The sequence below is a fragment of the Paenibacillus glycinis genome, assembly GCF_009909185.1.
Taxonomy (GTDB): Bacteria; Bacillota; Bacilli; order Paenibacillales; family Paenibacillaceae; genus Paenibacillus_Z; species Paenibacillus_Z glycinis.
In genome coordinates, this window is record NZ_JAAAMV010000017.1 from 1 (window position 1) to 19,858 (window position 19,858).

Genomic DNA, 19,858 nt, shown 5'->3' on the forward strand with positions numbered 1-19,858 from the left:
AACGCGCACCGATTGAGTATCGATGCGCGTTGGCTGCTTAGCTTTTTTCATTTGTCTACTTGACGGGGGTATGACCACAGAGGGGACAGCTTTTTTGCATGCAGCGCGTCGGCCTCCGCCGGGCCGGCGTTGCGTGCGAAGGGAGGGCAAGGAATCACTGCTCCCCCTGCGAGGCGTCCGCACCGAAGCTTGCCCACGATCAAGGCGGCGGTTCAATCGGACGCGGGCCAGCAGTGCGGGTCTACAGGGCAGGCGCGTCGTCCGGCCTGTCGATGATAGGCAGGCTTTCCAGGCAGTTCATCGAATTCGCCGCGCTACGCGAACAAGCCGGAATTCCGCATGACGGGAATTCCGGCTTGTTCGGCAGCGACGATGTCGCCGAGCTCGCTGCGGCAGCAACTAACCGCGCGCGAAGAGGTTAAACCTCGGTCATGGCATTGAACCTCGCGTTAAGGAAGCAAACCCCAAGCGACCGAAGTAAACCGCGTGACAGCATTAAACTTCGAACTCGTCGCCCGGCGCCACGGCTCTGCCTTTCAGGCCGCGCTCTTCCAGCTGCCGCACGAAAAGCTCCGCATCCTGCTTGATGCCGGGGAACGTGCTGTGATGGACGGGTACCGTCAGCTTGGCGTTGTACCATTCCGCCGCCTGAAGCGCGTCCTCGGGTCCCATCGTGTAGTGGTCGCCGATCGGCAGGAAGACGACGTCGATCGGATGGCGTTCGCCGATCATCTTCATGTCGCCGTACAACGACGTGTCGCCCGCGTGCAGAATCGTCAAGCCTTCGGCAAACACAAGGAAGCCGGCAGGCATGCCCGCGTACAGGATTTGCTTCGTTTCCTCGACGACGATGCCCGAGCTGTGGAAGGCTTGGACCATTTTGGCTTTCGCGAAGCCCAGGTCGAACGTGCCGCCCATGTTCATGCCGACCGTATTCTTCACGCCTTGCCAGGACATGTAGGCGGCGAGCTCGACGATGGCTACGACAGGCGCGTCGTTGTTGGCTTGGGCGATCGGCGCCGCGTCGAGGATATGGTCCATGTGGGCGTGCGTCAGCAGCACGGCGTCGGCCTTCACGTCCTCCGGCTTGATTTTGGCTGCGGGGTTGCCGCTAAGAAAAGGATCGATGATTAGCGATTTGCCGCCCGTGTGGATTTGAATGCAGGCATGACCATGATAATTGATTTTCACTAGATCGCGCTCCTTTGTTTCGTTACTCACTATTTGTCGTACCTTGTTAATAGTGACATAACCGGGAGGCGATTTCAACGTCGCTGCCGCTGCAGGCGCTCGCGGCGAAGCAGATAGACGAAGTACGGCGCCCCGATGACGGCGGTCATGATGCCGACGGGCACCTCGCGCGGCACGATAAGCACGCGTCCGAGGCAGTCGCCGAGCAGCACACGCAGAGGACGGCAAGCAGCGGTTCGGCGCCGACGAGCGCCGCGAGCGGGATCAGCCGCTGATGCTTGGCGCCGACGGACACGCTTGCGCCGCAGCTCGGACGGGCGCATGCCGCGCTGCTGACGTCGCGTAATAAAATGCCCCCCGCGCGGCCGGTCGGCCATGCGGAGGGCGTCGATGATATCGCGATCGATGATGATCGATAGAGACGATGGGCCATGCGCTTATTATTACCTCTAACGCGCGAAGCGTCCAGTCGTTTTCCGGCGCAGCCGAAAGTTCCCGCGTCCCGGTTACGCCGAACCGTACATCTTCTCGCCGCGCGGCTGGCTGCCGTGCTCATCCGGCTCCAGCGTGATGCCGATCGCGTCGAAGTCGAGCTTGCCGCCCTGGATCGGCATGGCCAGCAGCCCGATGCCGCGGCTGTCCCGCCCGACCCGGAACGTGCCGGCGCTGGCGCGCTTGCCGTCCTTGACGAGCCATACCTGGTAAGCTTCATCGCCCTGCGTCGCGGCGGCCCCGAACAGGTAGACGACGAATTGCCTGCTGCGCCCGTTGTCGATGATGCACGCGACGCCGGAGGAACCGGCCGATTCGGGCGCCTGCGACTTCAGCGCGACCACCTGATCGATGTTGGAGGCGGAGACGGACAAGGCTTTCTCTATGGGCAGCGGTGCGGCATCCCGTTCGCGGCGCAGCTGGATATTCCAAAGCGACAACAGCAGGATGACGGACGCCGACGCCGCGAGAATCGCGACCATCGGCTTTCTTCCCCGCGGACGCCGGCTTGCCGGGCGCTCGACCGGCGGCACGAATTCGTCTCGGCTCACGCCTCCGTCCGCGGTGTCCCGATCCGCCGCGCGAACGGCGTTCATCACTTGCTGCTTCAAATCTGCAGGCGGTTCCATCATATCCATAGCGGCCGGCAGTGCCTCCCAAACGATGTGCAAATCTTCAAGCTCCTGCCGGCAGCTCTCGCAGGAAGGGAGATGACGTTCGAATACGCGTTTTTCTTCTTCGCTGCATAAGCCGGCTATATAGCTCAGGCAATCCTCGCAAACCGGCGTTCGTCCCCGTTCCGTCATCCCGTTCCTACTCCTTCCGCAGACAGATGTCTTCGCAATATTTTGAGCGTTTGATGCAATCGGTTCTTGATCGTGCCGAGCGGCTGGTCGTACAGCGCCGCCAGCTCGCTCAGCGTGTAGCCCTGCCAGTAGAAGTGCTCGAGCAGCGCGATCTGCTGCTTGCTCAGGTAGCGGTACGCGCTTCGGATCTGCTCTCTCACGAATTGATGCTCCGCCCGTTCTTCCGGCGACAGGGTTCGCTTATCGGGAATCCGCTCGAGGTCTTCCCTCAAATAATGCACGATGCCCGTGTTTTCCCTTCGCCGCTTGCGCAGCATGTCGGCCGCGATGTTGCGCACGATCGTGAGCAGCCAGTTCGTAAACTTGCCCTTGCCGGGGTCGTACTCCGATTCGGTCGTCCACAGCCGGAGGAAGACGGCCTGCACGGCGTCCTTCGCGGCCGCTTCCTCCTTCAGCGCTTTCCAGGCGAAGGAATAGACAAGCCCCGCATACCGGTCGTACAGCGCGGAGAGCGCGGCGTGCTGTTTTCCTTTTATGAGTAGCATCAATTCGTAATCGGTCAGGTTCTGCATGGCAGCCTCCAGGACAGGCAGGTTATGGTCTTCATTGTAACGGCAATCCGCGCGGAGCGACAGTCTTGCGGCGCGAATTTATTTGACGGTGATGACGCCCTGCATGCCGGGATGCGGCGTGCAGTTGTAGCTGAACGAGCCCGCGTCCTTGAACGTGACGGTCTTGGACGCGTCCTTGGCCAGCAGATCCGTGTCGAACACGTTGTCGACCGACGTGGCGGTATGCTTGATTTCGTCGCGGTTGATGAATTTGACGCTGTCCCCGGCTTTGATCTCCAGCTTGGCGGGGGAGAAAGCGAAATCCTTGATCTCCACGGTATAGGTCTTGGGTTTGGCGGCATCTTCGGCCGTTGCCGGCTTGGCATCGTCCTTGCCCGCGTTCGCGGGCGGCTTCGCCGCGTCCTTGCCGTCGTCCTCGCCGGGCTTCGGCTTATCCTCGGTCGCGCCTTTGGCAGCGTCCGTCGCCGCGGGCTTGTCGTCGCTGCCTTCGGAAGACCCGGCAGCCTTGTCGTCGTTGTCCGAGGCGGAAGGATGGTCGTCGGTGCCGGCGGGCTTGTCGTCGTCGCCTTTGGAGGACCCGGCAGCCTTGTCGTCGTTAGCGTCCGACGCGGAAGGGTGGTCATCGGTGCCGCCCTTATCCGGCGCGGCCGGCGTCGCCGGCTTGCCGTCCGAATAGGACGGCGCCGGATCGGCGGGAGCGGCAGGCGTTTGGCCGCCGGCGGCATCTCCCGAGCCCCCCGGCGCGTTCGAGCCGTAGGCGCCGCCGCCGTTGTCCGCGGTTTGGCCGCTTCCGTCGTTCGAGCCGGCTTGGACGGCGGTATCGCTGCCGTCTGCGGCGGTCGCGTCATTGCCTGCATTGTTCATGCCGCTCATATTGTCCGCAGCGTTCGCGGTGTTCGCGTTGCTTGTATCGTTCGTGTTGCCGGAGCTGTCCGAATTGCCGCAGGCGGCGAGCATCAGGCAGCAGATCATAAGCATGAGGCCGATAATGGCTGGCGTCGAACGGCGTTTTCCTGGATGCGGGTGCAATGTCATCGCGTTCGTACCTCCTTGCCCGTGTTATTTGACGATGATCTGACCCGTCATGAACGCCTTGTGCGGCTGGCAGTAATAATCGTAAGTACCCGGTTTATCCAACGTGATGGTGTAGGATTCGCCCTTCGCGAGCAGCGGCAGGGAGAAGGCGCCGTTAACCGCGACGGCGTTGTGCTTCATGTCGTCGAAATTCGTAAAGACGATGCTGGAGCCGGCTTCCACCGTCAGCGGGCCCGAGCCGAACGAGTAATCCTTGATGTCGACGTGATACGTCTTCGCCGCCGGAACCGCAGGCGCCGTCGTGCCCGTGAACTTGGCGGGGTCGACGACGAACCAGACGCTGCCGACGTTTTGGCCGAGCGTGTCGCCGGCTTTGGCGTCCTTGATAAAGTAATACAGCGGGAAGCCCTTGAACGTGGACTGCATGCTGCCGTCCGCGCGCGTAATCGTGCCCCAGTCGGCCGCGTTCACGCCGGTCGGAACGCCGGTGCCGCCTGCCGAATAGGCCGGCCAGTTGACGAGGCAGTCGCCCGCGCAGTTGCTCTTGCCGGCCGTGTCCTTGTCGAAGTAATACAGCGTGCGTCCCGAAGCGTCCGTCAAGTAGTTGCCCAGCGTCGGAGACGCCCCGATCATCGCGGCATAATCGGCCTTGGCGACGAACCATACGCCTCCGACCGCTTCGCCGAGCGTGTCGCCCGCTTTTTGGTCTTTCGCGAAATAGTAGAGCGGCCAGCCTTTGTACGTCGTTTGCTCCGTGCCGTCCGCGCGCTTCAGCACGGCGAAATCGGCGGCGTTCAGCGTCGAAGGAATCTGCAGGCTAGGCGCATCGTAGATCGGCCACGATTTCAGGCAATCGCCGATTGTACAGCTGTTGGGAGCTGATCTTCTCGAGCGGCATGAATTTGCCGCCGCCCGTGCCGTTCCAGCCGAGCTCGGGATGCGCTTTCAGGTAGGCGAGCACGGCTTGGTTGCTCGTGCCGACGGAGGAGGCATCGGAGAAGTTTTCCTTGCCTTTGAACGCCTCCGCCTCCGCCAGGTGGCCTTGCAGGCGAAGCGAGATGATCGCGGCTTGAATGCGCGTCGCGGATTTCTTCAGGTAATCCGCGGTCACGCCGTTGCCGTCGCCCAGCAGGAGGCCCAGCTTGCCAGCGGTGTCGCCGTCCGTCGTAACCGTCGCCGGGGCCGATTCGGCGGCGGAGACGCCCGCGGGAACCAGCATGGCGAAGCATAGCATGAACAGCAGGCTTAACAGCCCAAAACGTTGACCTTTCATTTTTCATTCCTCCTTGGCATGGTTACATCAATGAGAGAAACGAACGAAAGGCGGAAGCGGTTTGAGCCCGGCGGAAATTATTTTGCGGGCCGTTGTTCGGACGGGGAGATCGTGCAGGCGGTGAGGAGCGTGGAAAAAGCGAAAAGCGTGACCGAGGACGCGCTGCAGACGATTCACGAGCGCAACCGCAGGCAATATTACGGCGTCCATCAGTTGATCGTGCTGTGCCAGGAGGTCGGCCTGGTGGCGGCCGACGGGCAATAATCGAACCATCGAAGCCAAAGGGCCGCTTGTCATGTACAAGCAGCCCTTTAGCTTCGAGAGGACGGGCGCCACTGCGCCAGCCGGATGTCGCGTATCCGATCCTGGGCTTGCCGGAGGCCGCCGCTGCAATCGACGGAGGTTTGCACGCCGGGGAGATGCAGGGCCACGAAGGCATGCGCGGCATTCGCGAAGGCATCCGCCCTTGCGCCTTGAATGCCGATCGCGTCCTGCCAGCTTGCGGCGGCATATGCGCCGTCGAGCCTCCGGAGCTCGTCCGCCTCGCCGGGCATAGAGTAGAAATGATGCCGCGCGCCGGCTCGTTCGAATTCCAGCAGGCACGCGCCGTTCATGCCTTGAATGCCGGTAAGCTTCGCCGTATTCGTGAGCCGGACGGATGCGGCTTCTTCGAATCCGGCGCCGAGCATGAACGCGCGCCACTGGCGGTTGAGGGTATCCAAGTACATCATAAGCGCTCCAATCTTCTTTTCTCGTAGGCGGACTTCAAGCGTGCAGCGCTGGATCGTATTTTTCAGTATAGCCATTTATCCGGAAGCGAAATGCCCGACTCTCGTCATTGCTGCTTTGATGCGAGAATCCATATTCAGGTTTTCCGCTTTGCCGGCGATAGAAGTGATTGACAACGGCTTTCGGTTCCCTTATTTTAATTATAGTTAAACATTTAACTAGATGGAGGCGGCGCGGATGACGGATATCCGGAATTACGTCGCGGAGCAGCCGCTTGCGGTTCGGACCTTCTTCGCGCTCGTGGAGACGACGGCCGGGCTTGTCGGCGCTTCGGAGCGATATTGGTCCGCGAACGGAACGAACGGGGCGCGGATCCGCATTCTCGTCGAGATCGCCAAGGCGGGCGGCGCGATACTGCCGTCGGAGCTTGCCGGCCGGATCGGCGTGACGAAGGCCAACGTCAGCGTGCTGCTGACCCCGCTCGAGGAGCTCGGCTATATTCATAGCACGAGCCATCCCGAGGACGGACGGAAGCGGAGGATCGTGTTGTCTCCGGAAGGCGAGCGTATCCTGTCGGACCTCCTGCCCGGGAATCGAGCGACGATCGAAGGCCGGATGAAAGGGTTGGAAGAAGCGGAGATGAAGCAGCTGTTCGCGCTGCTGCGCAAGCTGCAAAGGAACGAGGAATGAAAACGACCGCGCCCGCGAATCGGTAAACCAGAGCGAAAACGGCCGTTGAACGACGACGTTCAATGCGGTCGTTTCGTTCGCGCAACTAGTTAAATGTTTAACTAATTAGGTTAAAAGGGTGAAACTAATCATGAGAATCGTGCTTACGGGAGCGACCGGCAATTTGGGCGGACTTGTATTGCAACAGCTGCTGTATCGGGTGCCTGCTTCGAGCTTGGCCGTCAGCGTACGGAAGCCGGAAGCGGCCGCGGAATGGCAGCGCCAAGGCATCGAGATCCGGCATGGCGATTACGACGTTCCCGATTCCTTGGGCGCCGCGTTTCGGGGCGCGACGAAGCTGTTGTTGATCTCGTCGCCCCATCAAGACGATGCCGTCCGTCTTCGCCAGCATGCGGGAGCCATCGCAGCCGCCAAGCAGGCCGGCGTCCGGCATCTCGTCTACACGAGCATCGTCCGGCCGGAGCAGGGCCGGCTGCCGCTGCATCGGCTGCATCTGCAAACCGAGCAGCTGATCCGCGAGTCCAAGATTCCGAGCACGATCCTGCGCAATGCCTATTACATGGACGTCGTAAAGTTTCTCGGCGTCCGCGAAGCGGCGGCGAGCGGAGAATTATGGAGTCCGCCGGGAGAGTGGACGTTCAACACGGCCGCCCGCGAAGACTTGGCCGCGGCCGCCGCGACGGTGCTGACCGAGGAGGGACATGACGGCCGAACGTACGAGCTGACCGCGCCGCGCGTCTGGAAACCGGAGGATCTGGCGCGGGCCGTCGCGGCATCGACCGGGCGCCGCGTCGTGCACCGGACGAATCCGGATCTGACGAATCCGGTCTACCGCATGCTGGCGCTCGCGGATATGCGGTTCACTTCGGAGGACCTGGCGCGCCTTGCCGGCCGGCCGCTCCGCACGATGCGGGACGAGGTGCGGACGATGTTCGGTCCGAACGCCCGGCCGTAAGCGCGATGAAGGCATCGCTCCGCGTCCGATCGCAGCTGCGATCGGCATTCGCCAATCGTCGCCGCTGGTCCCGACGCCGCCAGCGATCGCACGGCTGTTCGGTCCACAGGCATAGCGGATGCCTCCTCGTAGCATATTGCATAGGCTGACGCAGGATCAAGCTCGCGCGCGTCCGTTCGGACCGCGGTCGGCTAATCGGCGCTTTGGAGCGAGGAATTTCTGCCATCAACCGCGATAACAATCAAGATATTCCAGGCAACGAGTTGAAATATTCGCTTTCGGCGGCTTCCCCGATGTCTTATCCTGACTGGTAAGGCGGTTAAGAGAGAGTGGGAGGACGATTCATGGACATTCCGATCTACGCGAAGGAAGAGTTGCTGCGCAGTGGGCCACAGCGTTCGTATACGCATGAGGCGAGGGAAGCGAAGTTTGTGCTCGGCGGCATCGGCACGGGCAATGTCTCGATCGGCTCGCGCGGGCAGTTCTGCGACTGGGAGCTGTTCAACAGCCAGGGCAAGGGCAATGCCCTGCCGTATTCGTTCTTCGCCATCCGGACGCAAGCCGGCGAGGACGCGGCCGTGGCCAAGGTGCTCGAAGCGAAGCTGGCGCCGCCGTTTGCCCATTCGCACGGCTTCTTCGCCGACGAAACGGCCGGCCTGCCGAGGCTTGCGGCGTCGAGCCTGCGCGGGGAGTATCCGTTCGCGGAGGTGGCGTTTACGGACCGCGACCTGCCGGTCGAGATTACGCTGGAGGCGTTCACGCCGTTTATTCCGCTGAATCCCGACGATTCAGGCATACCGGGCGCGATGATCCGCTACCGGGTGACGAACGCGTCCGAGCGGGCCGTGGACGTGTCGATCGCCGGTTCGCTGGCCAACGCGGCCGGTTACGAGGGACGGGAATTGTTCCACAACATGCGGCTGGCCGGGGAGGTCCGCAACGAATACCGCTCGGGTCAAGGGAAGCAGGGCATCTATTATTATTCGCCCGACCTTCCGTCCGGCCATCTTCGGAACGGCACCTTGGCGCTCATGACCCGCGACGCGAACGCGACCGTGAAGGAAGAATGGCTGCCCGGCGCCTGGTGGGACGGGATCCAGGAGTTCTGGAACGATTTCGCCGAGGACGGACGGCTGGAAGCGTGGCAGGATACGCAAGCGGGGACGGGCAAGCTGCACGCGGGCGGGAAGGAACGCTACGGCTCGGTCTGCATTCGTCATACGCTGATGCCGGGCGAGGAGCGGGTGTTCGAATTCGCGTTGACCTGGCATTTTCCGAATCGGCCGAAGAACTGGCAGGGGCATATCCTGCCGGCAAGCAGCGAGGAAGGGCAAGAGCGCAACTACTATGCGACGCTGTTCGAGGACGCGTGGCACGCCGGCGCTTATCTGCTGGATAACCTCGACCGGCTCGAGGGCCGCTCCCGGGATTTCCGCCGCGCGCTGTTCGGCAGCACGCTGCCGGATTATGTCCTCGACGCGCTGGCGGCCAATATCACGGTCATTCGCAGCACGACCTGCTTTCGCATCGGGGACGGCACGCTGCTCGGCTGGGAGGGCGGCTTCGATCATCGCGGCAGCTGCGAGGGCTCCTGCACCCATGTATGGAACTACGCGCAGACGATGGCCTTTCTGTTCCCGTCGCTCGAACGCTCGATGCGGCGCGTGGAATTTCTGCTGGAGACGGACGACCGGGGCAGCATGGCGTTTCGCACGAACCGGGTCTTCGGCGGCGAACGTTGGGATATGGTGCCTGCCGCCGACGGGCAGTTGGGCACGATCGTCCGGCTGTACCGGGAGTGGAAGCTGAGCGGCGACGACGGGTTTATGCTGGAGCTGTGGCCCAAGGCCCGCCTGGCGCTGGATTTCGCGTTCGGGTACTGGGATTCCGACGGCGATTGCGTGCTCGACAGCGAGCAGCACAATACGTACGACGTGGAATTTTTCGGGCCGAACTCGCTCACGAACGCGATGTTCTATGCCGCGCTGAAGGCCGGCGCGGAGATGGCCGCCTACGCGGGCGACGGGGAGCGCGCGGGCTTCTACGCCGCGGCGCGCGAGCGGGGAAGCGCCGCGATGGACGCGATGCTCTGGGGCGGGGAGTATTACGTGCAGCGGCTCGACGACGTCGATGCCTACCGGTACCAGCAAGGGACGGGCTGCCTGTCCGATCAATTGATCGGACAGTTCATGGCCCATGTCGCCGGGCTGGGCTACGTCCTGCCCGAGGCGCACGTGAAGCAAGCGCTGCGTTCCGTGTACCGCTACAACTTCCGCACGGACTTCTCGAACCATCCGAACGTGCAGCGGGCGTACGCGCTCGGCGACGAGTCCGGACTGCTGCTCTGCTCCTGGCCCCATGGCGGCCGGCCGAAGTTTCCGTTCATCTATTCGGACGAGGTATGGACCGGCGTCGAATACCAGGTGGCGGCGCATCTGATCTACGAGGACTGCCTCGAAGAAGGGCTGACGATCGTGAAGGCGCTGCGCGAACGCCATGACGGGTTTCGCCGGAATCCGTGGAACGAGGTGGAATGCGGCAACCATTACGCCCGATCGATGGCAAGCTGGGCGCTGCTTCCCGCGCTCAGCGGTTACCGGTGCGACCTGGTCGCCGGGACGATGTCCTTCGCGCCGAAGCTGTTCCGCGAGGCGTTCTCCTGCTTCTGGAGCACCGGGACGGCGTGGGGCGTCTACAAGCAGACGATCGTCGAACGCACCGGGGAAGCGGAATGGGAGCTCGAGGTGTTGTACGGCGAATTGCGCGACGTGACGGTGAACGGCAGGACGATGACGCGGACGGCCGGGGCGTAGGACGTCAAAGCGATAACGGAAAAAGGGACAGCGGACGCGCTGTCTCTTTTTGTGTCCTAATCATATCCAAATTTAACTAATCGTTTCTGAAAGTCCCCCCGATTCTTTCCGCCCGGCGAAAGATTCAATATTTTCATACCCGATCGTAAAAAATTTAATGAAATAACGCGATCGTCCGCTCTATAATTTACTCATGGCAAGCTTCTGCCCGATACGATCACATGGCGAGACGAGGGAATAGAGCGGATGACGACAACCAAGCGCTTTCCGAGAACGACCCGCATGCTGCTTTTTCCCTATCGCTTCATCACCAAATCCTTGTACCGGAAAATATGGTTCTGCTTCTTCGTCACGATCTCGATCACGGTCGTCACATTGGGACTGGATTACTACGTGCAGACGTCGTCCGACATCAAGCGGCAGGCGATCGGGAACATGGAGCAGATCAGCAACCAGTCCGCGGCTACGTTGGAATCGTACATGACGAACATCAAGAATTTCGCTTGGGAGTACTTCGGGGACAAGGACTTCCAGCAGTTCGTCAAACATCTCGGGGCGGATCCGGGAACGTACAGCCATTACTCCACCAAATTCAATCAGTTCCTCTCGCGCAATCCCGTCGCGGACCTGATCATGGTCAGTCAAATGAACGGCAACCGGCTCACGTCCGGGGGCATCAGCAAGGTGAACAGCCTGGACCAGGATTTCGAACAATTGAAAACGATTGCAATCCGCAACGACGGCAAAGGCGCGTGGCTGCCCACGGTCGTCATCGATCCGCGGACGAAGAAAAGCGTCCGGACGCTGATCTTCACGCAGGCGATCAAGACGATCGACTTCAATTCGGATAACCCCGTCGTCGGCGTGCTGTTCATCCGGCTCTCGTCCGACTTTCTGAAGGATTGGCTGGGCGAGATCGGCAGCGAGGAACAGGGGCAGTATGCGCTGGTCGATTCCGCGGACAGCAGGGTCATGTTCACGCTGAACGAGAAATCGCTCGGCGAACGGCTCACGGGACTGGACCGGTTGTTCGCGTTCAGTTATCACGTCACCTCCAGGTATCTCTACGCCGACCATCTAGGCGAGAAGACGCTGTTCGTGTCCAACAAGCTCGACAATACGTCGTGGGTGCTGGTCGGGCAGATCCCGCTCGGCATCCTGCTCCGGCAGGTCAACGAGCTGGCGCTGCGCACCTTGATGATCGGCGCGGTCTGCCTGCTCGGGGCGATGATCATCGCCAGCGTTCTGTCATCCAAGATCATCACCCCGCTCAAGCAGCTCAAGAAGGGAATCGTCGCCATCGAGAAGGGCGATTACGGCGTTGCGGTTCCGGTAACCTCGACCGACGAGATCGGCTATTTCGTCCGGCGCTTCAATCAGATGGCCAAGGAAATCAACGAGCTTATCGTCAAGGTGTACGAGGCTGACCTGGTCAAGAAGGATGCGGAGATCAAATCGCTGCAATCCCAGATCAATCCTCATTTCCTGTACAATACGCTCGGCATGATCGACAGCCTGGCCGCCCTGCACGACGACGACCGGATCAGCATCATCAGTTCCTCGCTCGCGAAAATGTTCCGGTATAACATCAGCGCCGGGCATATGTCCACGCTGCACGCGGAAATCCGCCAGCTGGAGATCTACCTGTCCATCCAGCAGATCCGGTTCGCGGACCGGCTGACGTATACGATCGACATGGAAGAAGGGCTGCAGACGATCCTGACCCCGAAGCTGCTGCTCCAGCCGCTCGTGGAGAACAGCTTCATTCACGGCATCGACCATCTGTCCGCGGGCGGGGAGATCCGTATCCGCGCCTATAGCCTGTCGGATACCGATGCCGTCATCACCGTCTGGAACAACGGGCCGCGTATCGAGCCGCAGCGGCTGCAGGCGCTTCATCTCATGCTGGAACAGTGCCAGCAGCAAAATTACGCGAGCAATTCGGCGTCGTCGATCGGGCTGTTCAACGTGCAGTACCGGATCAAGCTCGTCTTCGGCAATCATTACGGCTTAACCCTGCACAGCAGCGACGATCAGGGGACGACGGCGACGGTGTCGGTCAAAAAAATGCGGGTGGAGGAAGCACACGATGAAATTGATGATCGTCGATGACGAACAGCTGATGCGCCAAGGCATCCGCAAGAAGATCCAGATGACCGGGCTTCCCGTGACGGTCATCACGGAAGCGGGCGACGGGATGGAAGCGCTCGCCAAGCTGAGCGAAGAGCGGCCGGACATCGTCATCACGGATATCCGGATGCCGCGGATGGACGGCCTTGCCTTCCTTCAGGAAGCGCTGCGGGCCATGCCGGAGCTGCAATTCATCGTCGTCAGCGGCTACGGCGAATTCGAATACGCGCGCAAGGCGATCCAATACGGCGTGACGGACTATTTGCTCAAGCCGGTGGACAGGGACGAGCTCAAGGAAAGCCTGGCGCGGATCATCCACAAAATCGAATGGCGCGTCCGGCAGCAAGCGTTGGGCGAGCAGGTCAAGCATTTGCAAAGCCGCGGCGAGGAGTCGCTTCGCGATCAAATGCTCAGCAAGCTCATCCAGTACGGCGAAGACGCCGGACAAAGCGCGGCCGACCGCGACGGACGGTTGCAGGCGATGAAGGCCAAGTGCAGCCATTTCGCGGCGGTCGTGTTCCAGCTGGAGCCGGTCGCGCTGCCGCATCTCTCCTTCCGCCCGGAAGACGGGAAGCTGCTCTGGTTCGCCGTGCAGAACATCATCTCCACCGTGCTCGACGCCAACGGACGCGAAGGCGTGCTCTTCAAGCATGTCATGCACGAGAACGAGCTCGTCTACGTGCTGGGCGGACATTCGCCCGTCGAAACCGAGACGTTCAACCGGGAGCTCGGCGAGATATTGGCGGGCATCCGCCGCCATCTGAAGCTGGAGGCGACGATCGGCTGCGGTACCGCGGTCCGCCAGATGGAGGTCATCCAACAGTCCTACCAGCAAGCCAAGCAAGCGCTGCGCAACCGGATCATCTACGGTACCGGCCGCGTCTACGCGGCGGATACCGAATACGTCAAGGCGGCCCCGCATTCCGTCATCTCCCGCGAAGACGAAGCCTTCCTGCTCAGCTGCCTGAACGAGTGCAACGCCGGGGCGCTGAATGCGTGGATCGGGCAGCGGGTCGAGACGATCGCGACCGACGGGCGGGTCTATTTCGCGCATCTGGAGAGCTTCTGCGTGGAATTTCATCTGCTGCTGCGCAAATATTTGCTCACGCAGACCAGCATCCCCGAGTGGATCATCGGCGAGCTGGACGATCTGCTGCACTGGCTGCAGGGGTTGGCGAATTGGCGCCAGATCCCGGAGCACCTGATCGAGATGGTGCATAACATCGTCGGCCATCTCTATAAGCTGCGGCATTCCTCGGAGTACAGCGCGATCGACGAGGTGAAGCTGTTCATCGACCAGTCGCTGCACGAGCCGCTCAACCTGCAGATGATCGCCGAACGCTTTTACTTTCACCCGAGCTATTTCTCGCGCCGCTTCAAGGAGCGCTTCGGCGAGAACTTCGTCAACTACCTGACGAACGCCCGAATCCGCAAGTCGGAGCTGCTGCTCCGCGACCCGAACCTCAAAATCCAGCAGGTCGCCGAGCTGGTCGGCTTCAAGGATGCCGCGTACTTCAGCAGCGTGTTCCGCAAGACGACGGGCATGACGCCGAACCAGTACCGGTCCAGCTGACCGATGCGCGCGCGACGGGGGATGCGGCACGCGGCAGCCGACGCGGCTGCCGCCAGATTCTTGCCGGCGCTTGCGCAAGACCGAACGACTGGACATTCGAAAGCCGCCGGAGAAAGGTTCCGGCGGCTTTCGCGATCGCGGGAGCATCGCCGCTTCGTCAAAATATTCATAGCGCACAAGTACGTTATTTCCATTAACGGCCACGGGCTTTCCCGCTATGATTAGCTTGTAACGAAAAACCAATCGGACATATCACTAGGAGGTAAGGCATCGCATGAAAAAACATGGGGGAATCAACAAACCGGCTTCCGTCCTGGTTGCCGCCACGATCGTAGCCGGTCTGCTGTCGGCTTGCGGCTCGGAGAAAGAAGATAACGCGGCGGGCGCGAACAACGCGGCGACGCAGACGAACGACGCTGCGGCGAACGCCAACGCCGGCACGGACGCTTCGACGAACGCTGCGGCGAACGCGGGGGACAACGCGGCCGACCCGGTCGTCGAGATCACGGTATGGGACCAGCCTTCCCCGGATGATCCGGGCAAGTCGTTCATCGAAGAGCAATTCGCCAAATTCGATGCGGATCACCCGAACATCAAGGTCAAGCACGTCGAGGCGTGGCAGCCGGACGTCCGCGAGAAGTTCCTGACGGCGGTCGCCGGCGGCGAAGGCCCGGACCTTTCCTCGGCGGCATTTCCGGATATGCAGGTTTATATTCCGAAGGGCATCGCAGCCGATATCACGGATATGGTCAACAATTCGCCGGATAAGGATCGTTTCATCGACGGCGCGTTCAACCTCGCTTCCAAAGACGGCAAAATCTACGGGATTCCGAACGATATGTATACGAGCGGCCTGATCTATAACAAGAAGCTGTTCGCCAACGCGGGCATCGCGGCGCCGCCGAAGACGTGGGAAGAATTCGCGGCGGACGCGCAGGCCGTTCAAGCCAAGAACCCCGGCGTCACCGGCTTCGATATTCTCGGCATGGACTGGGCGGATTGGCATTTCGAATATTACGTCTGGCAGGCGGGCGGCGATCTGACGGAGCAATTGCCGGATGGCACGGCGAAGCTGGATTTCACGTCGGACGCGGCGGTTAAAGCGCTTCAATACTACAAAGACCTGAAATGGAAATACAAAGTGACGCAGAAAAACGTCGTGCAGGATATCGGAGAGAACGAGAAGGACTTCTACAGCGGCCGTTCCGCGATGATCATCGGCACGTCCGACAGCTTCACGAACTTCGTGGGCAGAGGCATGGACCCGGCAGACATCGGCTTCGCTCCATTCCCTGCAGGTCCTTCGGGCAAGGCGCCGGCGCAGGTGGGCGGCAGCTTCTCGATGCTGAATCCCAAATCGTCCCCGGAACAGCAGAAGGCGGCGTTCGAATACGCGATGTACTTCATGTCCAAGGACTATAACGACGCCCTCGGCCAGTTCAAAGTCGACAACGGTCTCGGCGTGCGCCCGTTCACGGTGCTGAAGGACTTCGACGTCACCCAGTACATCAAGGACGTTCCGCAGGATTACCTGGATGCCGTCAACGAATCCGCGAAAGACCAGCATCTGGAGTACTTCTTGAAGAGCAGCCTCAGCAGCTACCTCGTCAAGCCGATCCAGAAAGTATTGCTCGACCAGAACGCGGATCCGGCGACGGAGCTGAAGAAAGCGCAAGAGCTTGCGCAGAAAGAAGTCATCGACAAATACAATGCCGATCTGAAATCGGGAGCCAATAAATAGCATTGAACTCATAAGTCGGGATTTCCGAACCGGAAATCCCGATGGTTTTCATAAGGTGGTGGTGCGGACATGGGCAATCAATTGGAGCTGAAACAAGATACTGTGATACGCGAGCAGACGCAAACGCGTACGCGCGCGACGTTTAAAATTCGTTGGACGCCGATCCTTTTCTTGCTGCCGTCCCTTATCGTTTTTTTCGTTTTCAAATATTATCTGATTTTCGATGCGATCTATATCAGTCTGTTCAACTACGATATCGTCAACCCGCCAGGAAACTTCGTCGGACTCGGCAACTATTTTGAATTTCTGAAATCCGCGACGTTCTGGGTGGCCATGAAAAATACATTGATTTTCTTCGTCCTGTCCGTCTTGATCGTATTCTGGGTACCGATCGCACAGGCGCTGTTCCTTAGCCAGGTCAAGCGGTGGAATGCATTCTACCGCGTACTGTACCAAATCCCGGGCGTACTTCCGGTCGTGGCCGGCGTCCTGCTATGGAAATGGATGTACAATCCCGACCGCGGGCTGTTCAACTATTTGCTGGCCAAGATCGGGCTTGGACCGTACGGTTGGCTGAACGATCTGCACATGACCAAGCTCGCGATCGTGCTTCCTGGATTTTTTACCGGAGGCGGTATCAGCGTGCTGCTTTACTACGCGGCAATCAAATCGATTTCCGCCGAATTGTTCGAAGCGGCGAAGATCGACGGCTGCGGGCCTTGGCGCCGGATGGTCATCATTATTTTGCCGAACATCACGTTCGTCATCCTGATTCAATTCGTCGGCTTCATGTCCGGCGTCCTGCTATCGTTCGATAATATCTTCGTGATGACGCAAGGCGGGCCGGCCGACGCCTCGCTCGTCGTCGCCCTCATGATTCAGCGAACGGCATTCGTGCAGTCCAGATTCGGGATCTCGGCAGCGCTCTCGTTCTTCATGTTCATCGTCATCGCCGTGCTGACGATCGTTCAATTCCGATTGCAGAAGGAGGATGACTAAGCGACATGAACAGCCGCATCAAAGAGAAAGGCGAACGCAAGCTCGCGGTCACCTCGTATATCGTAACGATCGTCTTCATCGTTTTGGGCGTCCTGCCGCTCGTTTGGCTGCTGCTTACGTCCTTGATGGACAACGATTCCATTGATGCGACGACGCCGAAGTTCATTCCCGACATTCCCAAATCGATCTCGATTACGCTCGATTATTCGGGCCAGCCGGATCAGAACGAGGATTTCTATCTGAAGGATGCCATGAAAGCAACCTGGTTCCCGTGGATGGCCAATATCCGGGAAAATATCGGGGAAATCAAAATCAAGGGCGTGAAGGACGGGCATGAGCTGTACAGTTCGAAGACGACGTCCGCGAGCTTCTCCGTCGGTCAGCCGTTTATCGTGCCGACGCAGGTATTCAACGACACCGTCATGAAAGCCAAGCTGCCGAGAATCAAGGCAAGCGGGTTGTCGGACTTCAATTGGTACGGTCAAGGCAAGCAAGCGAAGACCGGGGACGGCACGCTGTCGGATAAACCTTTAAGCAAGAATCTTCAGACCTTCTTCAGCGACCGTAAACTGCTCGACGGCAAGCTAACGTCCTTGGAGCAGTCCGGCAACTGGGTCCGCTTGTTCGACAGTTACCGCAGCTTGAACATTCTTGCCTCGGAAGCCAAAGTCAGCTTGGGGTTCTATCATTATTTCCTGAACAGCTTGCTGGTCTGCGCCGTGGTCATCGTCTGGCAGCTGGTCTTCGGGGCGATGGCAAGCTATGCGCTCTCGCAGCTCGTGCGCAATAAGAAGACCAAGTTCATCGTACTGATGTACTTTCTGATGACCATCATGATTCCGGGCGTATCCGTGCTGATTCCGCAGTACTTGCTGATGCAGAAGCTGAAACTCGTGGACAATATCTGGGCGATTATCCTGCCGCATTTTGCTTGGGGCTTCGTGATCTTCTTGTTCAAAGGCTTCTTCGACCAGCTTCCGAAGGAATTGCTGCAAGCGGCGCGCGTGGATGGCGCCTCGGAATTCAGGACGTTCGTGCGCATCGTGATTCCCATGTCCATACCGGTCTTTACGATCGTGGCGGTCATGACGTTCATACCGGTGTGGAACGATTTCTTATGGCCGTACGTTGTCACGAAATCGCCGCATAATTGGACCTTCACGGTTGCGATGAATGATTTGCAGGGCGGCGCGAATCCGCGCGCGAACTGGATCAGCGCAAGCGGCGTCGTCTCCATGATCCCGCTGCTGCTCGTCTTCATGGGCACGCAGGGCGCGATCGAGAAAGGCATTAATTTTACGGGCATCAAAGGCTGAGCGAAGGGGGTGACCTCGTCGAAGCAGGTTTCAACGCGTCCGAGTCCGCAGCGTTATGATGGCGCGGCTCGACCGCCCCCGCTTTCGGGAGGGAATATTTCATAACCGAACGTTTATGAAAGCGCTTCACATAATATTGGGATGCGTTTCGATCGGGCGATTAAGCCGTACGACGAACTGCGAAAGGTTGGGAGTTAAATTGGCGGAGATCAACAGAAACAGGATGCAGCCGCTGCGCATCAGCGATAACGGACGCCACTTGATCCAAGCGGACGGAACGCCGTTCTTCTGGCTGGCCGATACGGCCTGGCAGCTGTTCCGAAAGCTGGACCGGGCGGAAGCGGACCTCTATCTCCGCAGTCGGGCGGAGCAGGGCTTCACCGTTATCTTGGCCGTCGTGCTGGCGGAATTGGACGGCGCCGGCGCCGGCAATGCCTATAACAGGCATCCGCTCCGCAAGAACGGCGACGGCGAATACGATCCCTTGCAGCCGGATTTGGCCGCGGAAGGCGATTACGGCTATTGGGAGCATGTCGATTATATCGTCGACAAAGCGGCGGAATACGGGTTGTACATTGGGCTGCTGCCGGCTTGGGGCGACAAGATCAATCAAGCCTGGGGCAAAGGCCCGGAAATATTCCGTCCGGATAACGCAGCGGCTTTCGGCGATTGGATCGGGCGCCGATACGGGGCAAGCGCCAATATCGTCTGGGTGCTGGGCGGCGACCGGGAGCTGACGAACCGGCGGCATTTCTCCGTCATCCAAGCGATGGCGGAAGCGATCCGCAAAGCTGCCCGCGGCAAGCAGCTGATGACCTTTCATCCGAACGGCAAGCAGAGCTCGTCCTTGTACATGCATGAAGAGGACTGGCTCGACTTCAACATGATCCAGTCCAGCCATTACGAATTGAACTATCCGAACGAGGCGCTGATCACGAAGGATTACGGGTTGAGTCCGGCAAAACCGGTCGTGGACGCTGAGCCCTGTTACGAGGACCATCCGATCGGCTTTCGGATCGAGAACGGCTTCTTCGATGCGAAGGATGTCCGGCAGGCCGCTTACTTCGCCGTGTTCGCCGGCGCTTTCGGCCATACCTATGGCCATCACTGCGTGTGGTCCATGACTAAGGAGACGACGGACACGTTCATCATGCTTTGGTCGGAAACGCTTTCGCGGCCGGGGGCGAATCAGATGGCCCATCTCAAACGGCTCGCGGCTTCGCGGCCGACGCTCGATCGCGTGCCGGATCAGAGCCTGCTCGTCTCCAACTATCCCGGCGCTTGCCGGCTGCAAGCCTGCCGCGGCAAGGATTACGCCTTCATCTACAGCCCGAACGGACTGCCGGTCGTATGCCGGCTCGGCAGCTTGCCCGGCAGCGAGCTGGCCGTCCGCTGGTTCGACCCGCGGACAGGAGAATCGTTTGCTGCCTGCACGGTAACCAATTCGGGTGAAGAACGGTTCGCGCCGCCTTCTTCCGGCAGAACGGATGACTGGGTATTGATGCTCGACGACGCTTCCAATGGGTATCCAGCCCCTTAAGAA

At 60.1% G+C, this 19,858-nt stretch carries 18 protein-coding genes; 10 read left to right on the forward strand and 8 right to left on the reverse strand.

The window, feature by feature from the left end; all coding sequences use genetic code 11:
* Positions 1 to 495: 495 nt before the first annotated feature.
* The 7 genes from GT019_RS18025 to GT019_RS18055 all read right to left on the reverse strand — a co-directional run bounded on the left by GT019_RS18025 (position 496) and on the right by GT019_RS18055 (position 5,369).
* Complete coding sequence (locus tag GT019_RS18025) at positions 496 to 1,191, reverse strand: metal-dependent hydrolase (RefSeq protein WP_161744584.1); 696 nt, start codon at positions 1,189 to 1,191, stop codon at positions 496 to 498.
* Between the two features lie 74 nt (positions 1,192 to 1,265).
* The gene (locus GT019_RS32025; protein WP_235948536.1) at positions 1,266 to 1,376 is read right to left on the reverse strand and encodes an iron chelate uptake ABC transporter family permease subunit; all 111 of its coding nucleotides are present in this window, start codon (positions 1,374 to 1,376) and stop codon (positions 1,266 to 1,268) included.
* Positions 1,377 to 1,697: 321 nt separating this feature from the next.
* Entirely contained in the window at positions 1,698 to 2,489 is a 792-nt protein-coding gene (locus tag GT019_RS18035) for an anti-sigma factor (protein ID WP_161744801.1), read from the reverse strand.
* Positions 2,486 to 3,061 carry an RNA polymerase sigma factor gene (locus GT019_RS18040; RefSeq protein ID WP_161744585.1) on the reverse strand — a complete coding sequence of 192 codons (576 nt, stop codon included), beginning with the start codon at positions 3,059 to 3,061 and terminating at the stop codon, positions 2,486 to 2,488. The genes GT019_RS18035 and GT019_RS18040 overlap by 4 nt, the downstream gene beginning before the upstream one ends.
* A gap of 78 nt (positions 3,062 to 3,139) precedes the next feature.
* Positions 3,140 to 4,096: a plastocyanin/azurin family copper-binding protein gene (locus tag GT019_RS18045; RefSeq protein WP_161744586.1), complete on the reverse strand. Its 957-nt coding sequence runs from the start codon at positions 4,094 to 4,096 to the stop codon at positions 3,140 to 3,142.
* Positions 4,097 to 4,120: 24 nt separating this feature from the next.
* A complete protein-coding gene (locus tag GT019_RS18050; protein WP_161744587.1) occupies positions 4,121 to 4,873 on the reverse strand; it encodes a plastocyanin/azurin family copper-binding protein in 753 nt (250 codons plus the stop codon).
* A 40-nt stretch (positions 4,874 to 4,913) separates the two neighbouring features.
* The gene (locus tag GT019_RS18055) at positions 4,914 to 5,369 is read right to left on the reverse strand and encodes a hypothetical protein (RefSeq protein WP_161744588.1); all 456 of its coding nucleotides are present in this window, start codon (positions 5,367 to 5,369) and stop codon (positions 4,914 to 4,916) included.
* Between the two features lie 129 nt (positions 5,370 to 5,498).
* Here GT019_RS18055 and GT019_RS32300 point away from each other — a divergent pair, with 129 nt between their 5' ends.
* Positions 5,499 to 5,633, forward strand: a complete 135-nt coding sequence (locus GT019_RS32300) for a hypothetical protein (protein WP_268896070.1) — start codon at positions 5,499 to 5,501, stop codon at positions 5,631 to 5,633.
* Between the two features lie 47 nt (positions 5,634 to 5,680).
* On the opposite strand, the gene GT019_RS18060 is transcribed toward GT019_RS32300, so the two are convergent.
* Positions 5,681 to 6,097: a hypothetical protein gene (locus GT019_RS18060; RefSeq protein ID WP_161744589.1), complete on the reverse strand. Its 417-nt coding sequence runs from the start codon at positions 6,095 to 6,097 to the stop codon at positions 5,681 to 5,683.
* Between the two features lie 238 nt (positions 6,098 to 6,335).
* Here GT019_RS18060 and GT019_RS18065 point away from each other — a divergent pair, with 238 nt between their 5' ends.
* The 9 genes from GT019_RS18065 (at position 6,336) to GT019_RS18105 (ending at position 19,855) form a co-directional block, all read left to right on the forward strand.
* Positions 6,336 to 6,788 (forward strand): MarR family winged helix-turn-helix transcriptional regulator, encoded by a 453-nt coding sequence (locus GT019_RS18065; RefSeq protein WP_161744590.1) that lies wholly within the window; start codon positions 6,336 to 6,338, stop codon positions 6,786 to 6,788.
* 130 nt (positions 6,789 to 6,918) lie between these two features.
* Positions 6,919 to 7,743, forward strand: coding sequence for an NmrA family NAD(P)-binding protein (locus GT019_RS18070; protein ID WP_161744591.1), 825 nt, complete (start codon positions 6,919 to 6,921; stop codon positions 7,741 to 7,743).
* Between the two features lie 344 nt (positions 7,744 to 8,087).
* On the forward strand, positions 8,088 to 10,556 hold the full coding sequence (locus GT019_RS18075) for a GH116 family glycosyl-hydrolase (RefSeq protein WP_161744592.1): 2,469 nt from the start codon (positions 8,088 to 8,090) through the stop codon (positions 10,554 to 10,556).
* Positions 10,557 to 10,802: 246 nt separating this feature from the next.
* Positions 10,803 to 12,668, forward strand: a complete 1,866-nt coding sequence (locus GT019_RS18080; RefSeq protein ID WP_161744593.1) for a sensor histidine kinase — start codon at positions 10,803 to 10,805, stop codon at positions 12,666 to 12,668.
* Positions 12,646 to 14,259 (forward strand): response regulator, encoded by a 1,614-nt coding sequence (locus tag GT019_RS18085; protein WP_161744594.1) that lies wholly within the window; start codon positions 12,646 to 12,648, stop codon positions 14,257 to 14,259. Before GT019_RS18080 ends, GT019_RS18085 begins: the two co-directional genes overlap by 23 nt.
* Before the next feature lie 274 nt (positions 14,260 to 14,533).
* Positions 14,534 to 16,000: an extracellular solute-binding protein gene (locus GT019_RS18090; RefSeq protein WP_161744595.1), complete on the forward strand. Its 1,467-nt coding sequence runs from the start codon at positions 14,534 to 14,536 to the stop codon at positions 15,998 to 16,000.
* 69 nt (positions 16,001 to 16,069) lie between these two features.
* Positions 16,070 to 16,999: a carbohydrate ABC transporter permease gene (locus GT019_RS18095; protein WP_161744596.1), complete on the forward strand. Its 930-nt coding sequence runs from the start codon at positions 16,070 to 16,072 to the stop codon at positions 16,997 to 16,999.
* A 5-nt stretch (positions 17,000 to 17,004) separates the two neighbouring features.
* Entirely contained in the window at positions 17,005 to 18,315 is a 1,311-nt protein-coding gene (locus tag GT019_RS18100; protein WP_161744597.1) for a carbohydrate ABC transporter permease, read from the forward strand.
* A 199-nt stretch (positions 18,316 to 18,514) separates the two neighbouring features.
* On the forward strand, positions 18,515 to 19,855 hold the full coding sequence (locus tag GT019_RS18105) for a glycoside hydrolase family 140 protein (protein WP_235948538.1): 1,341 nt from the start codon (positions 18,515 to 18,517) through the stop codon (positions 19,853 to 19,855).
* Positions 19,856 to 19,858: the final 3 nt, after the last annotated feature.

Excerpts from the sequence above, each read along its gene's own strand:
- GT019_RS18035 (WP_161744801.1), bottom strand. The coding sequence starts at position 2,489 with ATGACGGAACGGGGACGAACGCCGGTTTGCGAGGATTGCCTGAGCTAT.
- GT019_RS18040 (WP_161744585.1), bottom strand. The coding sequence starts at position 3,061 with ATGCAGAACCTGACCGATTACGAATTGATGCTACTCATAAAAGGAAAA.
- GT019_RS18045 (WP_161744586.1), bottom strand. The coding sequence starts at position 4,096 with ATGACATTGCACCCGCATCCAGGAAAACGCCGTTCGACGCCAGCCATT.
- GT019_RS18055 (WP_161744588.1), bottom strand. The coding sequence starts at position 5,369 with ATGAAAGGTCAACGTTTTGGGCTGTTAAGCCTGCTGTTCATGCTATGC.
- GT019_RS18060 (WP_161744589.1), bottom strand. The coding sequence starts at position 6,097 with ATGTACTTGGATACCCTCAACCGCCAGTGGCGCGCGTTCATGCTCGGC.
- GT019_RS18065 (WP_161744590.1), top strand. The coding sequence starts at position 6,336 with ATGACGGATATCCGGAATTACGTCGCGGAGCAGCCGCTTGCGGTTCGG.
- GT019_RS18070 (WP_161744591.1), top strand. The coding sequence starts at position 6,919 with ATGAGAATCGTGCTTACGGGAGCGACCGGCAATTTGGGCGGACTTGTA.
- GT019_RS18075 (WP_161744592.1), top strand. The coding sequence starts at position 8,088 with ATGGACATTCCGATCTACGCGAAGGAAGAGTTGCTGCGCAGTGGGCCA.
- GT019_RS18080 (WP_161744593.1), top strand. The coding sequence starts at position 10,803 with ATGACGACAACCAAGCGCTTTCCGAGAACGACCCGCATGCTGCTTTTT.
- GT019_RS18085 (WP_161744594.1), top strand. The coding sequence starts at position 12,646 with ATGAAATTGATGATCGTCGATGACGAACAGCTGATGCGCCAAGGCATC.
- GT019_RS18090 (WP_161744595.1), top strand. The coding sequence starts at position 14,534 with ATGAAAAAACATGGGGGAATCAACAAACCGGCTTCCGTCCTGGTTGCC.
- GT019_RS18095 (WP_161744596.1), top strand. The coding sequence starts at position 16,070 with ATGGGCAATCAATTGGAGCTGAAACAAGATACTGTGATACGCGAGCAG.
- GT019_RS18100 (WP_161744597.1), top strand. The coding sequence starts at position 17,005 with ATGAACAGCCGCATCAAAGAGAAAGGCGAACGCAAGCTCGCGGTCACC.